This window comes from Thalassospira sp. CH_XMU1458, assembly GCF_037027205.1.
Lineage (GTDB): Bacteria > Pseudomonadota > Alphaproteobacteria > Rhodospirillales > Thalassospiraceae > Thalassospira > Thalassospira tepidiphila.
In genome coordinates this window covers 306,006-326,907 of the sequence record NZ_JAYMDW010000001.1, presented here as the reverse complement: position 1 = coordinate 326,907, position 20,902 = coordinate 306,006, and the positions used below count along the sequence as shown (strand labels likewise).

At 55.8% G+C, this 20,902-nt stretch carries 19 protein-coding genes; 11 read left to right on the top strand and 8 right to left on the bottom strand.

The features are described 5' to 3' along the window. Window positions 1–15 precede the first annotated feature (15 nt). The 3 genes from hisB to ade all read right to left on the bottom strand — a co-directional run bounded on the left by hisB (window position 16) and on the right by ade (window position 4,779). Entirely contained in the window at window positions 16–615 is a 600-nt protein-coding gene (hisB, locus tag WBY09_RS01480; RefSeq protein WP_197146359.1) for an imidazoleglycerol-phosphate dehydratase HisB, read from the bottom strand. Window positions 616–772: 157 nt separating this feature from the next. Beyond that, window positions 773–2,908, bottom strand: coding sequence for a cache domain-containing protein (locus WBY09_RS01475; RefSeq protein WP_336231836.1), 2,136 nt, complete (start codon window positions 2,906–2,908; stop codon window positions 773–775). A gap of 143 nt (window positions 2,909–3,051) precedes the next feature. After that, window positions 3,052–4,779: an adenine deaminase gene (gene ade / locus WBY09_RS01470; protein WP_197146361.1), complete on the bottom strand. Its 1,728-nt coding sequence runs from the start codon at window positions 4,777–4,779 to the stop codon at window positions 3,052–3,054. A gap of 229 nt (window positions 4,780–5,008) precedes the next feature. On the opposite strand from ade, the gene hslV reads away from it, so the two are divergent. After that, entirely contained in the window at window positions 5,009–5,569 is a 561-nt protein-coding gene (gene hslV / locus WBY09_RS01465) for an ATP-dependent protease subunit HslV (protein ID WP_008888827.1), read from the top strand. Between the two features lie 59 nt (window positions 5,570–5,628). After that, a complete protein-coding gene (hslU, locus tag WBY09_RS01460; RefSeq protein WP_063086156.1) occupies window positions 5,629–6,939 on the top strand; it encodes an ATP-dependent protease ATPase subunit HslU in 1,311 nt (436 codons plus the stop codon). Window positions 6,940–7,021: 82 nt separating this feature from the next. Here the strand turns inward: hslU and WBY09_RS01455 are convergent, their stop codons facing one another. Together WBY09_RS01455 and WBY09_RS01450 are read right to left on the bottom strand one after the other, a co-directional pair. Next, window positions 7,022–8,431 (bottom strand): ATP-binding protein, encoded by a 1,410-nt coding sequence (locus WBY09_RS01455; protein ID WP_008888829.1) that lies wholly within the window; start codon window positions 8,429–8,431, stop codon window positions 7,022–7,024. Between the two features lie 273 nt (window positions 8,432–8,704). Next, window positions 8,705–9,286: a malonic semialdehyde reductase gene (locus WBY09_RS01450; RefSeq protein WP_063086152.1), complete on the bottom strand. Its 582-nt coding sequence runs from the start codon at window positions 9,284–9,286 to the stop codon at window positions 8,705–8,707. A gap of 253 nt (window positions 9,287–9,539) precedes the next feature. Here WBY09_RS01450 and WBY09_RS01445 point away from each other — a divergent pair, with 253 nt between their 5' ends. The 7 genes from WBY09_RS01445 (at window position 9,540) to WBY09_RS01415 (ending at window position 15,925) form a co-directional block, all read left to right on the top strand. Further along, window positions 9,540–10,802, top strand: coding sequence for a polysaccharide deacetylase family protein (locus WBY09_RS01445; RefSeq protein WP_197146362.1), 1,263 nt, complete (start codon window positions 9,540–9,542; stop codon window positions 10,800–10,802). 203 nt (window positions 10,803–11,005) lie between these two features. Further along, a complete protein-coding gene (gene coaBC, locus WBY09_RS01440) occupies window positions 11,006–12,232 on the top strand; it encodes a bifunctional phosphopantothenoylcysteine decarboxylase/phosphopantothenate--cysteine ligase CoaBC (protein WP_336231835.1) in 1,227 nt (408 codons plus the stop codon). Window positions 12,233–12,306: 74 nt separating this feature from the next. After that, window positions 12,307–12,771, top strand: coding sequence for a dUTP diphosphatase (gene dut, locus WBY09_RS01435; protein WP_197146364.1), 465 nt, complete (start codon window positions 12,307–12,309; stop codon window positions 12,769–12,771). Window positions 12,772–12,864: 93 nt separating this feature from the next. Continuing rightward, on the top strand, window positions 12,865–13,320 hold the full coding sequence (locus tag WBY09_RS01430; protein WP_008888834.1) for an RrF2 family transcriptional regulator: 456 nt from the start codon (window positions 12,865–12,867) through the stop codon (window positions 13,318–13,320). Between the two features lie 203 nt (window positions 13,321–13,523). Beyond that, a complete protein-coding gene (cysK, locus tag WBY09_RS01425) occupies window positions 13,524–14,474 on the top strand; it encodes a cysteine synthase A (protein ID WP_040822518.1) in 951 nt (316 codons plus the stop codon). A 226-nt stretch (window positions 14,475–14,700) separates the two neighbouring features. Beyond that, entirely contained in the window at window positions 14,701–15,504 is an 804-nt protein-coding gene (locus tag WBY09_RS01420) for a HesA/MoeB/ThiF family protein (protein ID WP_336231834.1), read from the top strand. After that, window positions 15,494–15,925, top strand: coding sequence for a DsrE family protein (locus WBY09_RS01415; RefSeq protein WP_336231833.1), 432 nt, complete (start codon window positions 15,494–15,496; stop codon window positions 15,923–15,925). The genes WBY09_RS01420 and WBY09_RS01415 overlap by 11 nt, the downstream gene beginning before the upstream one ends. 21 nt (window positions 15,926–15,946) lie before the next feature. Here the strand turns inward: WBY09_RS01415 and WBY09_RS01410 are convergent, their stop codons facing one another. Beyond that, window positions 15,947–16,636: a LysE family translocator gene (locus tag WBY09_RS01410; RefSeq protein WP_336231832.1), complete on the bottom strand. Its 690-nt coding sequence runs from the start codon at window positions 16,634–16,636 to the stop codon at window positions 15,947–15,949. 100 nt (window positions 16,637–16,736) lie between these two features. Here WBY09_RS01410 and WBY09_RS01405 point away from each other — a divergent pair, with 100 nt between their 5' ends. Both WBY09_RS01405 and WBY09_RS01400 read left to right on the top strand, forming a co-directional pair. Next, window positions 16,737–17,651: a LysR substrate-binding domain-containing protein gene (locus WBY09_RS01405; protein WP_336231831.1), complete on the top strand. Its 915-nt coding sequence runs from the start codon at window positions 16,737–16,739 to the stop codon at window positions 17,649–17,651. 76 nt (window positions 17,652–17,727) lie between these two features. Then, window positions 17,728–18,273 carry an MgtC/SapB family protein gene (locus WBY09_RS01400; protein WP_008888840.1) on the top strand — a complete coding sequence of 182 codons (546 nt, stop codon included), beginning with the start codon at window positions 17,728–17,730 and terminating at the stop codon, window positions 18,271–18,273. Window positions 18,274–18,310: 37 nt separating this feature from the next. Here the strand turns inward: WBY09_RS01400 and WBY09_RS01395 are convergent, their stop codons facing one another. Both WBY09_RS01395 and WBY09_RS01390 read right to left on the bottom strand, forming a co-directional pair. Beyond that, a complete protein-coding gene (locus WBY09_RS01395) occupies window positions 18,311–19,351 on the bottom strand; it encodes a LacI family DNA-binding transcriptional regulator (protein WP_336231830.1) in 1,041 nt (346 codons plus the stop codon). 50 nt (window positions 19,352–19,401) lie between these two features. Further along, on the bottom strand, window positions 19,402–20,733 hold the full coding sequence (locus WBY09_RS01390) for a GH1 family beta-glucosidase (RefSeq protein WP_064780266.1): 1,332 nt from the start codon (window positions 20,731–20,733) through the stop codon (window positions 19,402–19,404). Between the last annotated feature and the right edge of the window lie 169 nt (window positions 20,734–20,902).

The following is a 20,902-nucleotide window of genomic DNA, read 5'->3' as shown; positions in this document are numbered from 1 at the left end:
ATCGAACTGACCTGCTTACAAGGAGCCGCCAAGCGTGCCCTTGGTCGAGGGGATGGCATCGGACTTGCGCGGATCAATTTCGATTGCCACGCGCAGCGACCGTGCAAGCGCCTTAAAGGCACTTTCGATGATATGGTGATTGTTCTCACCATACAGGTTCTCGACATGCAGCGTGATGCCAGCCGCCTGGGAAAAGCCCTGGAACCATTCCCGGAACAGCTCGGTATCCATATCGCCCAGCTTGTCGCGGGTAAATTCGACATTCCAGATCAGATAGGGACGGCTTGAAATATCCAGTGCGACACGGGTCAGCGCCTCGTCCATCGGCAGCAGGCAGCTGCCATAACGCGTGATGCCCTTTTTATCGCCAAGCGCCTTGGCAAAGGCTTCGCCGATCGCGATGCCGCTATCTTCGGTGGTGTGGTGGAAATCAATATGCAGGTCGCCCTTGGCCCGGACTTTAAGGTCCATCAGGCTGTGACGCGAAAGCTGTTCGAGCATGTGATCAAGGAACCCGACCCCGGTCTCGACGTCATAAACGCCGGTCCCGTCAAGGTTCAGTTCGACCATGATCTGGGTTTCGTTTGTGTTACGCTCAACGCGGGCCTTGCGCATGCAAAGCTCCTTTCCTGCAGGTATTGATGCATATGACGGGTCGTATGTAGCAATAAAGTCCGACAAAAGCCAGTTCTAGGTGGCTACGCAATGGCCGCAAATAGTGGTTTTCGCGCCCGGATCAGGCCGCCAATCGGGCTGTGCGGTGATATTGGGGCTATTTACGGGTCATGTGATTGACTTCATCCCAGTTTTTTTCGGGCGGATGATCGATAAATTCCCGGCATCTTTCGATATAGATTTCAACCAGCTTTGGTGTGGTTGCAGCTTCCAGATGCGCCTTGAAGGCGTCATGTGCTTCGGCCCATTTCTGGTCGTGATAAAGGTCCATACAGGCATCCCATGCCGCGATCTCGGTTTGCTGCGCGGTGATATCAACAAGGGCGTTGGTGGTATCGTCGCGATCCCCGATCAGCTCAAAGATATCAATCGGCACGCTTGTACCAAGGGGAACGACCCGGTCGACATATCTGAGCAGGAAGTTATCGGATGCGCGTTTTTCAATGGCCTCACTGACAAGGATGCGTGTGCCATAGATCTTGTTAAGTCCCTCGATCCGCGAGGCAAGGTTCACCGCCTCGCCAAGGGCCGTGTATTGCAGGCGATGTTCGGAGCCTACATTTCCGACAACCACCTGATCGGTGTGCAGGCCAAATCGCGTGTAGAGTGGAAACAGGCGTGAATCCTGTGAGATGGAATTCAGCCGTCGACCGGCCAACCGGCAGGCCAATGCAGCCTTGCAGGCATGGTCCACATGGTTGGGATCGTCGGTCGGCGCATTCCAGAACGCCATGATGGCATCACCGATATATTTGTCGATGGTGCCATTTCCGTTGATGGTGATCTGCTGTTCCATCGCGGCAAAATAGTTCGAAAGCTCAAGCGCCAGATCGGTCGGCGAATAGTTTTCGGTCTTCGCAGTAAAGCCGTCGATATCGGTAAACATGATCGATAATTCGCGGGCCTCACCGCCAATTTCGACTGGATTGCCAGCTGACATGATTGATTTCACCACATCTGCCGGAACGTAGGCGCCAAAGCTTTTGAGGCTGAGCTTCATGTTCGCCACGGCCTTGGACAGGGCATCGACCTCGTAGATGTGGGATTCCATATCGAAATCACCGCCGAGATCAAATTGACCGATCTTTTCGGCTTCTTCGGCGACGGCATTGATCTGGCGGCTTAACATCCGCGAGATGATGGCGATCAGGATGACGGTAAAGACAAGGATCGCGGTTGCGATCTGAAGCACATTGCGGGTTGTTGCCTTGATGTCGCCAACAAATTCATCTTCGGGCACGATCAGACCCAGAACCGGCGCGACGCCAAAGATTTCCGGTATCGGTGCCGCCGAGCCGAGATATTTTTTCCCGTCGGTTTCATCAAGGAATTCAAAGAAGGTGTCGGGGTTATTGGTCCAGCTTACGATGGCGCGGCTGACAATCGGGTCGCTGATGGTTCGATTGTCGATCTTGAAAAGTGTCTCATTCTCATTGCCACCATAGGGGCCGTTATAGGCCAGAACCCGCTGTTGCGCATCGAGCATAAAGACCCGGCCCTGTTCGCCAATCCGGATATCGCCAAGGATCTTGTTGACGCTTTCCAGTGTCAGATCCGCACCGACTACCCCCATCAGGCTGCGATCCGGGTTCAGGACGCGCTTTGCAAAGGTTACGCCGGGCTTGTTTGTGCTGTTGAAGGTATAGAACGGACTGACAAAAATACCGTCCTTGTCCTTTGCGCCTTCGTACCAGGCTCGGGTTCTGGGGTCATAGGTGGCAGCACTTTCTTCCTTGCCGGTAACGGTGCCCCAGCCCGATTGATAGAGATAGCTGTCAGTTTTTTCGCCCGACAGGGCGTCATCAATCGTGCGATAGATGATTTTGCTGTCTTTGGGGATGGGCGCATTGCGGGGGCCAAAGGTTGTCAGGCCATCGGGAATTTTGATCACCTGAAAGAACCGACCATCGTCTTCGAACCCGAAAAACAGGCCATAGATTTGCGGTAATCCCTTGATCTGGCTGGCCATCACTGAACCGCCGGTGGGCTCGGATATCGCACCGGGAAAAGACGTGATCATGTCGGCGGTGGTGGTAACAACCTGCCCGACTGGCAGGATTACGTTGATCAGGCCATCGACCGATTTCTGCCGGGCGCTTTCCATTTCGGCACGGGCGGTTTGCAAGGCAAGATTGCGGTTGCTGTTGTACAGAAACGCAACCGTCACCCCCAGCATCACGACCGCAATCGTTGTAAACGCAGCGGTAACGCCAATCTGAAGCCTGATTTTCACCTGATCGTATATCCATCATGCCAGGCGACAGAGTGCCGCCTGTTCACAGAGCGATACTTGAAAGATTAAGTCGCGGCTGATGAAAAACAACAATACGTTGAGTGATCAGGTTAAAAAAATCGCAATGGTTACTCAGAGTTATTCTAAACGAAGTCGAATTTATCGACGTCAAACAGGCCGCGATCGGTCATTTTTAGGTGCGGGATCACCGGCAGGGCCAGGAAGGCGACTTGCAGGAACGGTTCGGGTAAAACACATCCCAGATCCTTGGCTGCCTTGCGAAGATCAATCAGGTGCTCCTCGACAGTTTCGAACGGCTCAAGGCTCATAAGCCCCGCAACCGGCAGGGCCAGTTCGGCCGTGACTTTGCCGCCATCGGCCACCGCAAAGCCGCCGCCCATTTCAATCAGGCGATTGACGGCTGCTGCCATGTCGGCATCGCTTGCCCCGACCACGGTGATATTGTGGCTGTCATGCCCGACGGAGGAGGCAATCGCCCCGCGTTTCAGGCCAAAGCCGCGCACGAAGCTGCGCCCGATATTGCCATTGATGCCGTGGCGTTCAACGACGGCGACCTTGATCACATCATTGTCCAGATCGGGTTTGAGGCCATTATCGCCGATTTCAAGCGTCGCTTCATCGCGGAAGGTCAGGATAAGGCCCGGTTTGACCTTGATCACCGGGGTCTGGTTCTGACCCGGTTTGGGATCGCAGGCAAAGGCCTCTGCTGAAACCGGGGTTGCCTTCATCGACGTCAAACCGACTGGCTCGATGGTTTTGCGTTTTGCAAACAGATCCTTGGTGACAAGGCGACCACCGGCAATGACATCGGTGACGTGGCAGGCTTCAAGATCATCAAGGATGGCGATATCGGCCCGCCAGCCCGGTCCGATCAAACCGCGATCACGCAGGCCGAAAATGCGGGCCGCGGAATGGGACGCGGCGCGATAGGCATGATGGATCTGGCAATTACGTGCCTTCAAATGACCGATTAATCGCGAAACAAGACTATCAAGATGACCTTCTTCGCCGATATCAAGCGGGTTGCGGTCATCAGTGCATAGCGCGACGAAGCTTGAGCTGTTTTCATCGAGAATTTCGGCCAGTGCCTCCAGATCCTTGGACACCGATCCTTCGCGGATCAGGATCGCCATGCCCTTGGCAAGCTTTTCGCGGGCTTCCTCGGCCGAGGTGGCTTCGTGATCGGTACGAATGCCAGCGGCCATGTAGCCATTAAGATCCAATCCGCGGACCAGCGGCGCGTGCCCGTCGATATGGCCATCCTGAAAAGCTTCGAGCTTGGCCATGATGCCCGGATCAAGGTTGAGCACGCCGGGATAGTTCATCATTTCCGCTAGCCCGACGACCTTTTCATGCGACCGGAACGGCAGAAGGTCTTCGATCTCAAGCCGTGCGCCAGCGGTTTCAAAGGCGGTGGCCGGTACGCAGGATGACAGATTAACCCGCACATCCATCACGGTCTGCTCGGCGCAATCCAGGAAGTATTTGATGCCCTCAGACCCCAGAACATTGGCGATTTCGTGCGGGTCGCACAGGACCGTGGTGACACCATGCGGCAGTACACAACGATCAAACTCGAGTGGAGTGACGAGCGAGCTTTCAATATGCAGGTGGGTATCGATAAAGCCCGGCACTGCGAACTTGCCGGTGCAATCAATTTCGGTCTCGCCAGCATAGCTGTCATGGGTGCCGACAATCCGGTCGCCGACAATGGCGATATCGGTTTCGGTGATCTTGCCGGTGATGACGTCAAGCAAGCCGATATTCCGCAGCACCAGATCGGCCTTGATTTTGCCCTGACCGGCAAGAATGCATTTGCCAAGATGGGTTTGGGTAAGATCGCTGCTCATGGTGCCTGGTCCTGTCTTCTTGAAATTCTTTTGCCTCCCCAAGGGTAAAGCATGTCGGGCGGGGATGCCTTGAATTTTTTGGGTATCTCAGCGTTGAAACTGTGTTTTGGTCGACATGAAGGTCGCGCGGTCAGCGGAAGCGGCAGTTGCGGGTGGCTTCTGCCCTTGACCGGGGCGTCTGCCGTGCTAACTCTTGGGCGAAGCAATCGATGAGATTCAAGGATAATTCATGAGCGAACAACAAAGCTGGCATGGCACGACAATTCTGTCCGTGCGCAAGGGCAATGAAGTCGTGGTGGCCGGTGATGGTCAGGTCTCGCTTGGTCCGACGGTGATCAAGGGCAATGCCCGCAAGGTGCGCCGGATCGGCCAGAAGGGCGAGATTATGGTGGGCTTTGCCGGGGCAACGGCGGATGCCTTTACCCTGCTGGAACGGCTTGAAGCCAAGCTTGATCGTCATCCGGGCCAGACGATGCGCGCCTGTGTCGAATTGGCCAAGGACTGGCGAACCGATCGTTACCTTCGCAAGCTCGAAGCCATGATGGCGGTGGCCGACAAGGACGTGTCACTGGTTCTGACCGGCCAGGGCGATGTTCTTGAACCTGAAGATGGCATCATTGCCATTGGCTCGGGTGGCAACTATGCGCTTGCTGCGGCAAGGGCCCTGCTTGATCAGGACCTCAGTGCCGAGGAAATTGCCCGCAAGGCCATGGCGATTGCCGGTGAGATTTGCGTCTACACCAACGGCAATGTCTTATTAGAGAAAATTGATCTTGAGGATGCGAAATAATCAAGGCGCCAAACCGGGCCTTGTTACGGCATTCGTCGCAAAAAGATACGGAATAAATCATGACCCAACATTACAGCCCGCGCGAAATTGTTTCCGAACTGGACCGTCACATCATCGGTCAGAAGGATGCCAAGCGCGCGGTCGCCATTGCGCTGCGTAACCGCTGGCGCCGTCAGCAGCTTGACGAAACCATGCGCAATGAGGTGCTTCCGAAAAACATCCTGATGATCGGGCCGACCGGTGTCGGTAAAACCGAAATCGCGCGTCGCCTTGCCAAACTGGCCGAGGCCCCGTTCATCAAGATCGAAGCGACCAAATTCACCGAGGTTGGTTATGTCGGGCGCGATGTCGAACAGATCGTGCGTGATCTGGTGGAAGTTTCGATCGATCTGACCCGCGAAAGCATGCGCAAGAAAGTCCGCGCCAAGGCCGAAATGCAGGCCGAGGAACGCATTCTGGATGGTCTGGTCGGTGAAAATGCATCGTCTGATACCCGCCAGAAGTTCCGCAAGATGCTGCGCGAAGGTGAACTTCAGCACAAGGAAATCGAAATTAACGTGCAGGAAAGCAGTGCTGCTTCGATGCCGACCATCGATATTCCGGGCATGCCCGGTGCACAGATGGGGATGCTGAACCTCAATGACATGTTCGGCAAGGCGTTTGGTGGCAATACCAAGCCCAAGCGCATGACGGTCGAAGAAGCCTTTGAGCGCCTGATCGATGAAGAAGGTGACAAGCTTCTCGATAATGACAAGGTCACTGCCGAGGCGATTGAAAATGTCGAACAGAACGGCATTGTGTTCCTGGATGAAATCGACAAGATCACCGCGCGGTCCGAACGTGGTGGCGATGTGTCGCGCGAGGGTGTTCAGCGCGATCTGTTGCCGCTGATCGAAGGGACCAACGTTTCAACCAAGCATGGCACGGTCAAAACCGACCATATCCTGTTCATCTGTTCTGGTGCGTTCCACCTTGCAAAGCCGTCCGACCTTCTGCCGGAATTGCAGGGCCGCCTGCCGATCCGCGTTGAGCTTAAGGCGCTGACCGAGGGCGACTTCCGCCGCATCCTGATGGAGCCGGAAGCATCCCTGATCAAACAGTATATCGCGCTTATGAAGACCGAGGACGTGACACTCGACTTCACCGAAGATGCGGTCGATGAAATTGCCCGCATTTCGGCCAATGTGAACGAATCGGTCGAAAATATCGGGGCGCGTCGCCTGCATACGGTGCTCGAAAAGCTGCTGGATGACATCAGCTTTACCGCCACCGACCGTGGCGGCGAGACGTTTAAGGTCGATGCCAATTATGTCCGCGAACAGGTCGAAGACCTTGCCAAGGATACCGACCTTTCGAAGTTTATTCTGTAATCGAAATGTTCGACCAGACCAGATATGCAAAAGGCCAGCACGATGTTGCTGGCCTTTTTGTTTTTGCATGTCTTCCAGACGCTTAGGCGGAATGCAATTTCCGGACATTGTCGCCGGTTTTGGCCGGGAGATAGACCGTAAAGACCGAGCCAACACCCTGTTCACTTTCGATCTGCATGGTGCCGCGGTGGCGTTGCACGAGGTGTTTGACGATGGCCAGCCCAAGGCCGGTGCCGCCAACCGCGCGGGAGCGTGCAGTATCAACGCGGTAGAAACGCTCCGTCAGGCGCGGCAGGTGTTCACGGGCGATGCCATCGGAATGATCGCGGATGGCAACGGCCATAATGCGGTCATGGCGGAAACGCGCCAGTGCGCCCGGCGGGTTTTTCGCCAGACTGATGGAGACTTCGACATCGGTATTGGCGTGACCGTATTTGATGGCGTTTTCGACCAGATTGACAAAGACCTGGGTCAGTTCCTTTTCCTCGCCAACCATTTCGGTGTCATCAAGCGTGCTGGTGACACGAATGTTCATGCCCTTGGCTTCGGCCTTCAGGGCGAGGCTTTTGGCGACCTTGCCGATGATCTTGCCGACATCGCAGTCCTCGGACGGCGGGGTATGTTCATTAAGCTCGATCCGGGCAAGCGACAGAAGGTCTTCGATCAGATGCTGCATGCGTTGTGCCTGATCGCGCATCACCGGCAGGAACTGGTTGAGCGCATCGGGATCATCCTTGGCCGGGCCTTCAAGCGTTTCGATAAAGCCCAGCAGCACCGAAAGCGGGGTACGCAGTTCGTGCCCGGCATCGGTCGCGAAGTCGGCGCGCATCTGTTCAAGTTTGCGAAGCTCGGTCAGATCGGAGAATGTCAGAACGAAGTTCCGATCACCTGCGGCAGCAGGCAGGCGTGCGGTCAGTACGTCGAAGTGACGGTGCGCGTCAGCCGCCAGCACGAATTCCGCATGCTTCATGGTTTCGCGCGCGCTTGCGACATCGTCAAAGGCATCCAGCAGGATCGGGTCACGGATAAAACGCGTCAGATCACGGCCGGTTTCAAGGTTGTGAAACAGGCCCTTGGCCGCCCGGTTAAAGCCGGTGACCACGCGATGGCGATTGACCATCACCACCGGGTTTGGCAGGTGATCAAGGATTTCGGCATCGGTGCTGGTTTGTGCTTCAAGCAGCGCGATGCGATCACGAAAGGCTGCGGCAATCTGGGTATAGAGCGATGAAAGCTCGGACGCGGCGGCAAAGCTGATATGTTGCGGCGGGGTGCCTTTATAGCGGTCGCGCAGATCGGTCGCATAGCGTGCCACCCGGCGCAGATCGCCAAAATAGATGCGCAAGATCGCCGCAGCCCCGAGCCACGCGGCGGTCGCAGACAGGATCGCTGTGCCCCAGCCAAGCTGCTCCATCGCCGCAAGGACGACAAAGACAACACCTGCCGGAAAGGCAACGGCCAAAGCCGTAAGTATCAATTGGCGGAAACCCAATTAACGCTCCTGTTTAAACGGGGTGACGGCGGTTTACCATGCGTGTGATCAAAAGTGGACCTAAAATGGTTATGGGCCAGTAAAGATCAAATAAAACTTTGATGACAGTTTTCTAAGCACTGAAGTGATTGAAAATATCTGTCGGGTGCGTGGTGATGCCATCTTCTGCCCAACGCCTTTGGGCAGGATGTGTCATGTGGGGAGCGTATCGGTTTGCGCCAACCGGCGGGCGGATGTTTTAACGCCCGCCGGTCAGGTTCTTGTTTGGTGTGATCAGATGATTTCAGCACCTTGGTCGAAGCTCAGGCGCGGCTGGCGTTCAAACAGCTTGCTGCCATCGCCATAGCCGATATTGAGCAGGAAGTTGCTTTTATACGGGGTGCCAGCAAAGAATTCGGCATCGACCTTGGCGTTATCGAAGCCCGACATCCCGCCACAATCAAGGCCAACGGCCCGAAGGGCGAGGATGAAATAGCCTGCCTGCAGCGTGCCATTACGGAATGCGGTGGTTTTGATGGCCTCTTCCTTGCCGGCAAACCATGAGCGGGCATCGGTATGCGGGAACAGATCGGGCAGCTTTTCGTAAAATTCCATGTCATGGGCGATGATGGCTGTCACCGGTGCCGTCATGGTTTTTTCGATATTGCCCTCTGCCAGGCAGGGTTTAAGGCGTGCACGGGCCTCATCGGTGGTGACAAATGTAATGCGCATCGGTTCGCAATTGGCACTTGTCGGGCCCAGTACCGTCAGGTCCCAGGCCTTTTTGAGAAGTGCCGGGTCAACCGGTTTGTCGTGCCAGACATTGTGGGTGCGGCCATTGTGAAAAAGAAGGTCAAGTCCATCAGAATTAAGCATGCATCCTCGTCAATCAGAAGTGGTTGCCAAAAGTTCGATATGGTTACCATTAGATTTGTAATGTGGCGGACAATTGGCAAGAGCTGATATGAACTGTGGAAAAACAATCGGTTCACTGGTATTTTCGAAGTCAAAATGACCCTGCAAAACGCATTGCGTGGGGCAGGAGCCGGGTTTTCTACTGGGGGGAGATCCGAGGGCGCGAATGAGTTGCGCCCCGGCGTGGGTGGATCGCAAGATACTGGAAACAGATATGGCAGTTGAGACCAAAGGGCACAGCGCAATTTCGGCAGTGATGCGGGTGAAACCGCCGCGCAGGATGCACGGCCTTATTGTCGGTGTCTCCTTCGCGGTTGGACTTACTTTTGGCGCTACGGTCGGCTTTGCCCAGATCGCGTCGGATAGCGCACCTGCAACCGATGAAACGGTTGAGGCGACGGCGGCTGAGCCTGCGGTAACGGATGTAGATGGTGGCGAAACCCCGGAAACTCCGGGAGCCCCGACGACCGAGGCAACAGCACAGGACGCGGCCCCATCTGATGCGCCGCAAAGTGCGGATCAGGAAGTGGTCACGCAAAGCGGAGACGCGACATCGGCCGTGGTGTTTATGTATCATCGCTTTGGCGAGGGCGAATATCCTTCGACCAACATCACGATGGAACAGTTCGACCAGCACGTCAAAGAACTGACCAGCGGTCCTTATACCGTCATGGGCGTTCCGCAGATCGTCAGTGCGCTTGCCGATGGCAAGGGGCTTCCGGATCGCACCATCGGCATTACGGTCGATGATGCCTATCGTTCGGTTTACGAAAAGGCCTGGCCGGTATTTCGTGAACACAACCTGCCCTTCACCGTGTTTGTTTCCACCGAACAACTTGATTCGGGCTATGCCAACTACATGACCTGGGACATGGTGCGCGAATTGTCCAAGGCCGGTGTGACGATTGGTGGTCACAGCCAGAACCATGCCCATTTGCCTGATTTCGACATTGATCGCGTCAAGGCAGAGCTTGCCAATTCTGCCGCCCGGTTTGAGGAAGAACTCGGCTATGTGCCGGAAATCTTTGCTTATCCCTATGGGGAGGCCAATGGCGAGGTGATCGCTGCGGTCAAGGAAGCTGGCTATCGCGCGGCCTTTGGCCAGCAAAGCGGTGCGATGCATACCGAATCTGATTTTATGTATCTGCCGCGTTATGCCCTGAACGAACATTACGGTGCGATGGATCGGTTTAATCTGGCGGCAAATTCCCTGCCGCTTGTGGTCAGCGATGTCACACCGGCTGATTACACCCTGACCCGCAATCCGCCGGCCTTTGGCTTTACGCTGGCAGAATCGGCCCCGTCGATGAACTGTTATCCATCCGAAGGGGAGCCGACCATGTCGCGCCTTGGCGAAGAACGGGTTGAAATCCGCCTCGATGGTCCGGTTTCAAGCGGGCGCTGGCGGATCAACTGCACCGCCATGGGGCCAGATTCACGCTGGCGCTGGTTCGGGATGCTTTATACCGTTCCATAAGCAACCGCTTGATGGCGCTAAACCCGATATTCAGCGTCGGGATCTGAAATCCAAATAAAATCAACGCCATGTCCAGATGCCGGGCATGGCGTTTTTCAAACAATCCTGTGGCTTTTATCGTGTTCTTGATTGGGTTCTTGCGCCCGATTGGGGGACAATGTAGGTTAACCACACTTCTTAACCGTAATTAATTGGTAATCACAGTGCCAAGTGACTTAAATCGAAAGAGTGTCCTTCTGATCATCTCGGGCGGCATTGCCGCCTATAAGGTGCTTGAGGTGATCCGTCGGTTACGTGATCGCGGGATCGATATCCGCGCCATCCTGACCAAGGGCGGGGCCGAGTTCGTGACACCGCTTTCGGTTGCGGCACTGACCGAAAACAAGGTCTATCAGGATCTGTTTTCCCTGACCGACGAAGCGGAAATGGGCCATATCCGCCTGTCGCGTGAGGCGGACCTTGTTCTGGTCGCCCCGGCAAGTGCGGATATTCTGGCCAAGATGGCCACCGGACAGGCCGGTGATCTGGCGACAACCGCGTTACTTGCGACCAACAAGCCGGTAATGATTGCCCCCGCAATGAATGTCGAGATGTGGAACCATCCGGCGACGCAAGCCAATATCGCCACCCTTGAAAGCCGCGGCGTGTTGCGCGTCGGCCCAGCGTCTGGCGACCTTGCCTGTGGTGAATTTGGATCGGGCCGTTTGGCCGAACCGGCCGAGATTATCGCAAGTGTTGTTGATTTCCTGGAACAGCAAGACGCGCCCAAACCCCTTGCCGGTAAAAAGGCAGTGGTCACCAGCGGCCCGACGCACGAGCCGATTGATCCGGTGCGTTATATCGCCAACCGATCCTCGGGCAAGCAGGGCCACGCGATTGCCGAGGCGCTTGCAGCGGGGGGGGCAGAAGTGACGCTGGTGACGGGTCCGGTGACCCTGCCCGATCCCGCAGGGGTGAAGGTCGTGCGGATCGAAACCGCACGCGAGATGCTGGGTGCCGTGCAGGCCGCCCTTCCCGCTGATATTGCCGTTTGTGCCGCGGCGGTCGCCGATTGGCGCACGGCTGATGAAGCCGGTCAGAAGCTTAAGAAAGATGGATCGGGGGTGATCCCGGACCTGAAGCTTTCGGAAAATCCGGACATTCTGGCGACCATCAGCAAGGCCGGGCCAATGCGACCGGGACTTGTGATCGGATTTGCCGCCGAGACGGAAAATGTAACCGACCATGCCCGCGCCAAAAGGGCACGCAAGGGGTGTGACTGGATCCTCGCCAATGATGTGGCGCCCGCGACCGGGACCTTTGGCGGTGATGATAACGAGATTTGCCTGATTTCAGGCGATGACGAAACCAGTGATGAACGGTGGGAACGCCAAAGCAAGACCGGGGTTGCCCGTGCGTTAAGTGCGCGCATCATCAAACATTTTTCCTGACGGGCGTATCCCGGAAGGCAGACAGAACGATTAGACCGGCAGATGATCCTGCCGGGACAAGACAAGGATAGACGATGTCGCTTTTAAGCGTTGATTTAAAGCAGCTTCCGCACGGGGCGGATTTGCCATTACCGGAATACGCAACCGCGCAGTCAGCCGCGGTTGATTTGCAGGCCGCGATTGACGGGACGCTTGTTCTGGCACCGGGCAAACGTGCCATGGTCGAAACCGGTATTGCTATCGCCCTGCCCGCCGGGTTTGAGGCACAGGTGCGTCCGCGGTCAGGCTTGGCGGCGAAAAACGGGGTTACGGTCCTGAATAGCCCCGGCACGATTGATGCCGATTATCGCGGCGAGATCAAAGTCATCCTGATCAATCATGGTGACGAGGCCTTTGAAATCGAGCGCGGCATGCGCATTGCCCAGCTGGTGGTCGCACCGGTGACGCAAGTGCAGTGGAACGCCGTAGAAGACTTGAATGAAACCGCGCGCGGTGCGGGTGGTTTCGGTTCGACCGGAACAGCCGGCCCGGCCCGATAGGCCTGGAAAAGCATGCTGGTCGATCCGGTTTGACGCTATCTGGTTATGCCGTCTGGGGGGATGGCTGAACCGCAAGGGGAGTTGAGTGAAAAGATGCTGAAGCTTTCTAAGAAGATGCTGTTTGCGATCGAGGCGGTCGTGGACATTGCCTATAACGCGGCGGGTGAGCCGGTTCAGAGCCGGGATATCACCGCGCGTCAGGGCATTCCGAAACGTTATCTTGAACAGACGTTGCAACAGTTGGTGCGTGCCGACATTCTGGTCGGCGTGCGTGGCCCACGTGGGGGATATCGGCTGGCGCGTGAACGCCGTCGCATTACGCTTGCCGATATCGTGTCGGTGATCCGGTCGATGGAAACTTCCGATGACCCGATCGAGGATCCGGCAGGATCGCCACTAGGCAAGGAAGTCGTCCGTCCGCTGTGGCGGGAATTGCAGGACGAAATGATGAAGCAGCTTGAAAAAATCACGGTCGAAGACCTCTGCAACCGCGCACGTGATGCGGGCCTGCGCAGCGGGATTGAAGAGTCCCCGGATTTCATCATTTGATCTTATCGGGGTGCAGCGGTTTGGTGTATCGTCATTGCACAAGAAACTGCTGCTATTGAAGGTAAAACTACAAGTTTATGGAACGTTGCCCGGCACAGGATCTGTAAAAAATCTTTCAATCCGTTTGACCCGGATAAATAGCGAGATAAATACAGATCAAAGATGTGCTTGATGGCAAAAATACAGAAACGTGCGAGGAAAACATGACTGAGTTTCGCGGCAAGATTTACGACAGCATCATCGACACCATTGGCGCAACGCCGCTGGTGCGCCTTTCGCGACTGGCAGAGGCCGAAGGTGTCAAAGCCGATCTGATTGGCAAGCTTGAATTCTTTAACCCGCTGGCCTCGGTTAAGGACCGTATTGGTCTGGCGATGATCGAAAACGCCGAGAAATCCGGCAAGATCAAGCCGGGCGCAACTCTGGTGGAGCCGACATCGGGCAATACCGGTATTGCCTTGGCCTTTGTGGCGGCGGCCAAGGGTTACAAGCTGATCCTGACCATGCCTGAAAGCATGTCGCTGGAACGTCGCAAGATGCTGATGCTTCTGGGTGCGCAGATTGATTTGACCCCGGCGGCCAAGGGCATGAAGGGTGCGGTTGCCCGTGCCGAAGAACTGGTTTCGGAAATTGACGGTGCGGTCATGCTTCAGCAGTTTGACAACCCGGCCAACCCGGAAATCCACCGCAACACCACGGCCGAGGAAATCATCAAGGATACCGCCGGAAAGGTGGATATCTTTGTTGCAGGTGTCGGGACTGGCGGGACCCTGACCGGGGTTGGTGAAGTGCTTAAAAAGCATAACCCGAACATTCAGATCGTTGCCGTCGAACCCGAAGACAGCCCGGTCATTTCCGGTGGCGCACCGGGCCCGCATAAAATTCAGGGCATTGGTGCCGGTTTCATTCCGGGCAACCTTAATATCGATGTCATCGACAAGGTGATGACCATCGGCAACGAGACTGCCTTTGCCACCGCCCGCAAGCTTGCCAGCATCGAAGGCCTTCCGACCGGCATTTCGTCCGGTGCAGCGGTCGCGGCCGGGATCGAGCTTGGCCAGCTGCCGGAAAACGAAGGCAAGCGAATTGTTGTGATCATACCGAGCTTTGCCGAACGGTATCTTTCGACCCCGTTGTTCGAAGGCCTGCAATAAGCAGCCTGAAAGACCAAAGATTTCAAAGGGTCCGGCACGATGTGCCGGGCCTTTTTCATTGGCGGAATGCAGGGCTTTGGCTTGGTTGATTGAACAAGCAAAGCATTTCGTTTCGATATGAATATGAAATCTTTGCTTGAGGCCACTGTTCCATGGGCTATATGCAAAAGCCTAATGGATTACCATCTGATCTGATGACCGACGTTCTGACAGGAAGCCCACCCGCGTGAGTGATTTCGATTTCAGCGAAAATGAAGTGCAACGCTATGCCCGCCATATCGTCCTTAAGGCGGTTGGCGGCACGGGGCAGATGAAGCTTAAACGCGGTCGGGTTCTGATCGTTGGTGCGGGGGGGCTTGGTTCGCCGCTTGCGATGTATCTGGCCGCTGCCGGGGTTGGGACGATTGGCATTGTCGATGCCGACACGGTCGAACTTTCAAACCTGCAACGCCAGATCGCCCATGGCATGAAGGATATAGGAACGCCCAAGGTAGATAGTGCCAAGGCGACCATGGCCGATATGAACCCCGAAGTCACCGTGCAGGCCCATAACACCCGTCTTGATGCCAGCAACGTCATGGATCTGATTGCCGATTATGATGTGATTGCCGACGGGTCGGATAATTTCGATACGCGCTTTTTACTCAACGATGCCTGCTACCACGCGGGCAAGACCCTGGTTTCCGGTGCCGCCCTTCGTTTTGACGGGCAGGTATCGACCTTCAAGGCCCATCTGGGTGCCCCGCATCCCTGTTATCGCTGCATTTATCATGCGCCCCCGCCCGAAGACGCCATTCCGTCCTGTGCGCAGGGCGGCGTTTTGGGCTCGGTTGTTGGCATGGTTGGCGGCATTCAGGCGACAGAGGTGCTTAAGGAACTGATGGGCATTGGCGATGGCCTTTCAGGCCATCTTTTGATTATCGATGCGCTGTCCGCCTCGTTTCGCAAGATCAAGGTGCCCCGCGATCCGGGCTGCCCGACCTGTTCAGAAAACGCCACAATCAAGGACCTGTCTATTCATGAGCACTGAGTCTGATACGCCCAAAAAGCTTTCCCTGGTGGTGTTTTCCGGGACCTATGAAAAAGTTCATTACGCCCTCGTAATGGCATCAGCCGCCTTGGCATCGGGCCGTGAAGTGACATTGTTCTTCACCATGGATGCCAGCCGGGCGCTGTTTGCACCGTCGGGTTGGCGTCATCTGCGCACCGAGGTTGACGGGGCGACGGCGACCTCGATTGATCTTAGTTACTCAACGCGGGGCATCGGCACTTTCGAAGAATTGTTGTCGGCCTGTGCCAGCCTCAATGCCAAATTCATGATCTGCGAGATGGGCCTGCGCGCCCTTGGTCTTGAAAATCAGGGAAAGCGTGAAGAATTGGCGATTGAGACCGGCGGTGTTGTCACGTTCCTGAACGATGCCAAACAGAATGGCGAGATGCTGTTTATCTGATCTTTGAGGTTGGTGTTCGCCCTAGCTTGCCAGAAGCTTGATACCCAGGCCGGCAAGACAGATGCCAACACCACGTTCGATCCACGATTTGATCGCGGCAATGCGCGCCTGCACCGATGGCAGGGTCAGGGCTGTTGCGACAAGTGCAAACCAGATCATGTGGCATGCCGCGATATAAACCCCATACGCGACTTCCTGCGCCACCGCGGTGTCTGGTGAAATCACCTGACTGAACAGCGATACGATAAACAACATGGTTTTGGGGTTGAGCGCATTGCAGGCAAAACCGATCCAAAACGCCGATCCGCTGTTCTGTGCCGGACGGGTTTGGTTTTGATCCGCCTGATCAGAATGTGTCACGTTCGAAGCACTTTTGCTGTGACCCGGCCTGCCCAGAAGGCGTCGAATGTCCGGCCAAAGGGCCGATCCGCCAAGCCAGATCAGATAAGCCGCCCCAAGGTAGCGCAGAGCTGACAAAACCCAGATATTACTGGCAAAAACAACACCAAGCCCGATCAGCGTGTAACCGAGATGCACCGAAACGCCGGTGCCGATCCCGATGGCGCAGAGCACGCCTGCCCTCCGTCCGCGTGCAAGGGCGATCCGGGTTACCATCGCAAAGTCCGGACCGGGGCTGATCACGGCGAGGATAGTGATGATGCCAACAGCAATGATTTCCATCGATAAGATATCGCCTGTCCATTCCGACATGATGTGATCCCTTGTGAATGATGAATTCATTTGATGTGTGAGTGAATTCAGTATCAAACTGTTCAGATCGCCGGAAAATCGAAAAATACTGGTATTTATTGTGAGTAATATTCACAGAAAACGCAGTTTGCCGCCCTTGGTGGCCCTGCCCGCCTTTGAGGCCGCAGCCCGCCATCAAGGCTTTTCGCGTGCGGCGGATGAGCTTAATCTGACACATGGCGCGATCAGTCGCGCGGTTGCACAAATCGAGGAACGTCTGGGTGTTAAGCTGTTTGTTCGGCGCAATCGGCGTGTCTGGCTGACTGCCGCAGGCGAGCGGTTGTTGAAGGCAACAACGGGTGCGCTCGATGGGCTTGATCAGGCGATTGAGGATATCCACCGCCATGACAAGTCATCCCCGATATTGACCGTATCGTGCGAGCCCAGCCTTGCGATGCGGTGGTTGATGCCGCGCCTTGGCGATTTTCGCGAGGCCAACCCGGATCTGAATATTGATCTGAGGTTGGCGGGCGGGCCGGTGGATTTGTTGGCGGATGGCTGTGATGTTGCCATCCGTCGTGCGGATTACGGGATTTCCGAGCATTACATCACCACCCGACTTTGGCCGGAATATGCGGGGCCGGTTTGCGATCCGGAATGCTGGGAAACCATCCTTTCAAGGAATTTGTCCAACGCCCGCTGGCTTCATACGCGAACGCGTCCCGATGCCTGGGATGACTGGAAACGCAGCAGCGGCAGCACGGCAACCCCGGCAAGCGAGCAGTATTTCGATCATTTCTTTTTCGCTCTGCAGGCAGCCGTTAATCGGCTTGGCACGGCGATCGGTCCCTTGCCGCTTGTGGCTGATGATCTGGCGTCCGGGCGGCTGATCGCGCCGCATGGCATGGCCCCGACGGGCTTTGATTATGTCCTGATCACGCTTGATCCGCCCAGGCGTGATCCGCGAATTGCGCTGTTCTTTGACTGGTTGATGGCCAAGGCAACTGACATGGAGCATGCGATATCACCTGCCTGACTGTGATCAAGGAACTGGTTGGCCGTGCATCAGCTCGGAACATTGATTGCGTGCCAAGCGTTTGGGGACTGTTTGAATGGCAAGGGTTTATCGCATGCTGACCGACCTTCCCTATTTCGCCACGGCGGAAAAATACTTCGATATTGGCGTGATCGATATGATTGCGCGTCTGGTGGCGGCAACAGTCATTGGCATGCTGATCGGGTTGAACCGTGATGTGAATGGCAAGCCAACCGGCATGCGCACCCTTGCCCTTGTGTCGCTTGGTGCGGCGGTGGTGTCAGTCGTGGCGGTCCATTTTCAGGATCTGATTGATCATCCAGACGCGCTGTCACGTGTGGTTCAGGGGATTTTGCAGGGTGTTCTGACCGGGATCGGTTTCATTGGTGCCGGTGTTATTTTGCGCGAGCCAAAAAACATGTCGGTCACGGGGCTTACCACTGCTGCGACCGTCTGGATGACAGCAGCGCTTGGCATCGCCTGTGCGCTTGCGGCCTGGCATATCGTGATTATTGCAACCGTCTTGACCTTTATTATCCTGGTTGCGCTGAAACCGGTCGAACTCATGCTGGTACGCTGGGTCGGCAATTCAGAGGCCGCCAAGGACGCCAAGGAGAGCTAGCGGGCAGTTGGGGTAATCTGCCTTGGCGGGGTTGCGCTTAGAAATCCTCGCCCTCGCGGAAGGCGGCAAGGTCGTCAATGCGGTGATAGGGCAGAAGCGTCTGAAGATTTTCGGGCGGTGTGCCGTTCATCAACTCATGCAGGTGGCGGGCAAGAACTTCGCCGACATGGCGTTGCGGCTGGTAGTAATAGGCAAGTTTTTGTTTCGAAAGCATGCGAAACGGCATGCCGCCAAAGCCGACAACACCAATTCCGTCGCGTATGGTGTCCATGCCAAGTTCCATCAAGGCCTCAAGCGCGCCGATCATCGTCATCTGACTTGCGCAGACAACAGCCGTGACATCGCGCTGATTGGCAAAAAGCCGTGTTGTTGATTCGCGCGCAGCCCGCACGGAAATTTCCGACGGCATCCAGATCAGGCTATCGGGATCAAGCCCCGCATCAACCATGGCCCGGCGGGCCCCCTGTTTGCGATATCCGAAAAAGGTCAGGGCTTCGGGCGGGTCGATCATGCCGATATTGCGGTGACCATCATCAAGCAACCGTTTTACCGCGTCATAGGCAGCTTGCTCGTCATCATGATCGACAAAAGCATGCGGGGTCAGAAGTTCGGTACGGCCAAAGCTGACAAATGGAAAGTCATGTTGCAGACAGTATTTCGCGCGACTGTCTTGCAAGGTTGTGCGTGAAAATACCACGGCATCGGCAAGACGTTGGGTATGGACCTTGCGCACCGGATCAAGCGGATCTTCGCCGCGCGTCTGGGCCAGCACCAACAGGGAATAGTTATCGGCTTCAAGACCCTGGGTCAGGCTTTCGACCTGTGCCAGAAAGCCCGGGTCGCCGTAATCACCGACTTCGGGGGAATACAGAATGGAACAGACCTGCATGGTTTTGCCGGTTCGAAGCATGACGCCACGGGCATCTGGCTGATAACCGATTTCTGCTGCGGCTGCCTTTACGCGGGCGACGGTGTCGGGTTTGACTTCCGGCCCGTCTTTAAGCGCACGCGATACCGTCGTGATCGATAGACCAAGGCGATCGGCAATCGTACGCAAATTGGGGCGAGCAGCAGGCATATACAGGTCCGTTCCATTCAAATTTCGGACAATCTAAGCGCCCGGTTGGCCTAAGGCAATGCGTTCTGTGAAATCACCTTGCGCATGAAATCATAGGATGCCTTGGGGGTACGTTTCTGCGTGGTGTAGTCAACATGCACCAGACCGAAACGCTTTTCATAGCCATATGCCCACTCGAAATTGTCCAGAAGCGACCAGGGCATGTAGCCCCGAATGTCGGCACCCTCGGACTTCGCGCGAAGCAGGGCTTCGAGATATTCGGTGTAATAGGCAATGCGGTCCTGATCATCAATCTGGCCGTTTGCCTTCGGGATATCGGTAAAGGCACCACCGTTTTCGGTAATGAAAACAGGCGGGTTACCGTAATCATCCTGCAGGATCTTCATGGTCTGATAGAAGCAATCCCCGTCAATTGCCCAGCCCATTTCGGTCCGGCGGAAATAGTTTGGCGGCTGGGCATGTTTGAACGGCCATGCAGCGCCTTCGGCGGCCTGAATGTAGCTTGGGAAATACTGGTTTAGGCCCTGGAAATCGACCTTGGTCTTGATGGCTTCAAGGTCGCCATCCTGAATATGGGGCTCCATCCGGTCGATGATCAGTTCAGGATAGCGGCCGTAATATACCGGGTCCAAAAAGATGCCGTTCCATTTGGCTTCGAACAGATCAATCAGGTGCGCATCCTGTTCGCGGCGGTGCGGAAGCGTATAGCCCTTGTGCATCGGCAACACGAAACCGACCGGCACATCGGGATAGTGGTTCTTGATCACCCGGGTTGCGCGTGCGTGACACAGGTTCAGGTGGTGGGCAACGCGCATTGCCGCACGCGGATCGGTAATCCCCGGTGCGTGGCGGCCTTCTTCGTGGCCGACCCAGGCAACGACATTCGGCTCGTTGAAGGTGACCCATGATTTCACCCGGTCACCAAGTCGGGTGACCAGAAGTTCGGTATAGTCGCCAAACCAGTCAACGATGTCACGGTTGGTCCAGCCACCACGATCCTGAAGCGCCTGCGGCAGATCCCAGTGATAGAGGCACAGCCACGGATCCAGGCCACGTTCAAGCATGCCGTCAATCAGGCGGCTGTAAAAATCAATGCCGGTTTCGTTGACCTTGCCGGTGCCCTCGGGCATTACGCGTGGCCACATCACCGAAAACCGGTAATGGGTTGCGCCCAATCCTTTGATCAGATCAAGGTCTTCGGCCCAGCGATGGTAATGGTCGCACGCGACACTGCCATCATCGCCATTGGCAACGCGGCCCGGTGTTGCGCAATATGTGTCCCAGATGCTGGCACCGCGTCCGTCATCTTTCGCGCCGCCTTCGATCTGATAACTTGATGTCGAGACTCCCCAGCGGAAACCGTCAGGAAATGATTTGGTCATGTTCGCTTCCTTGCCCTAGCTTTGGATGTCTTTTATTGAACGCATCCAAAATCGTAACGTTTCGAAAAGCACAGCAAAAAAGCTTCCGTACTTTTATCTTGGCCTATTATGGTAAGGTTTTCGTGATTGACAAGGGTGAATAAAGCGCTTATCAAAAAAATCGTAACGT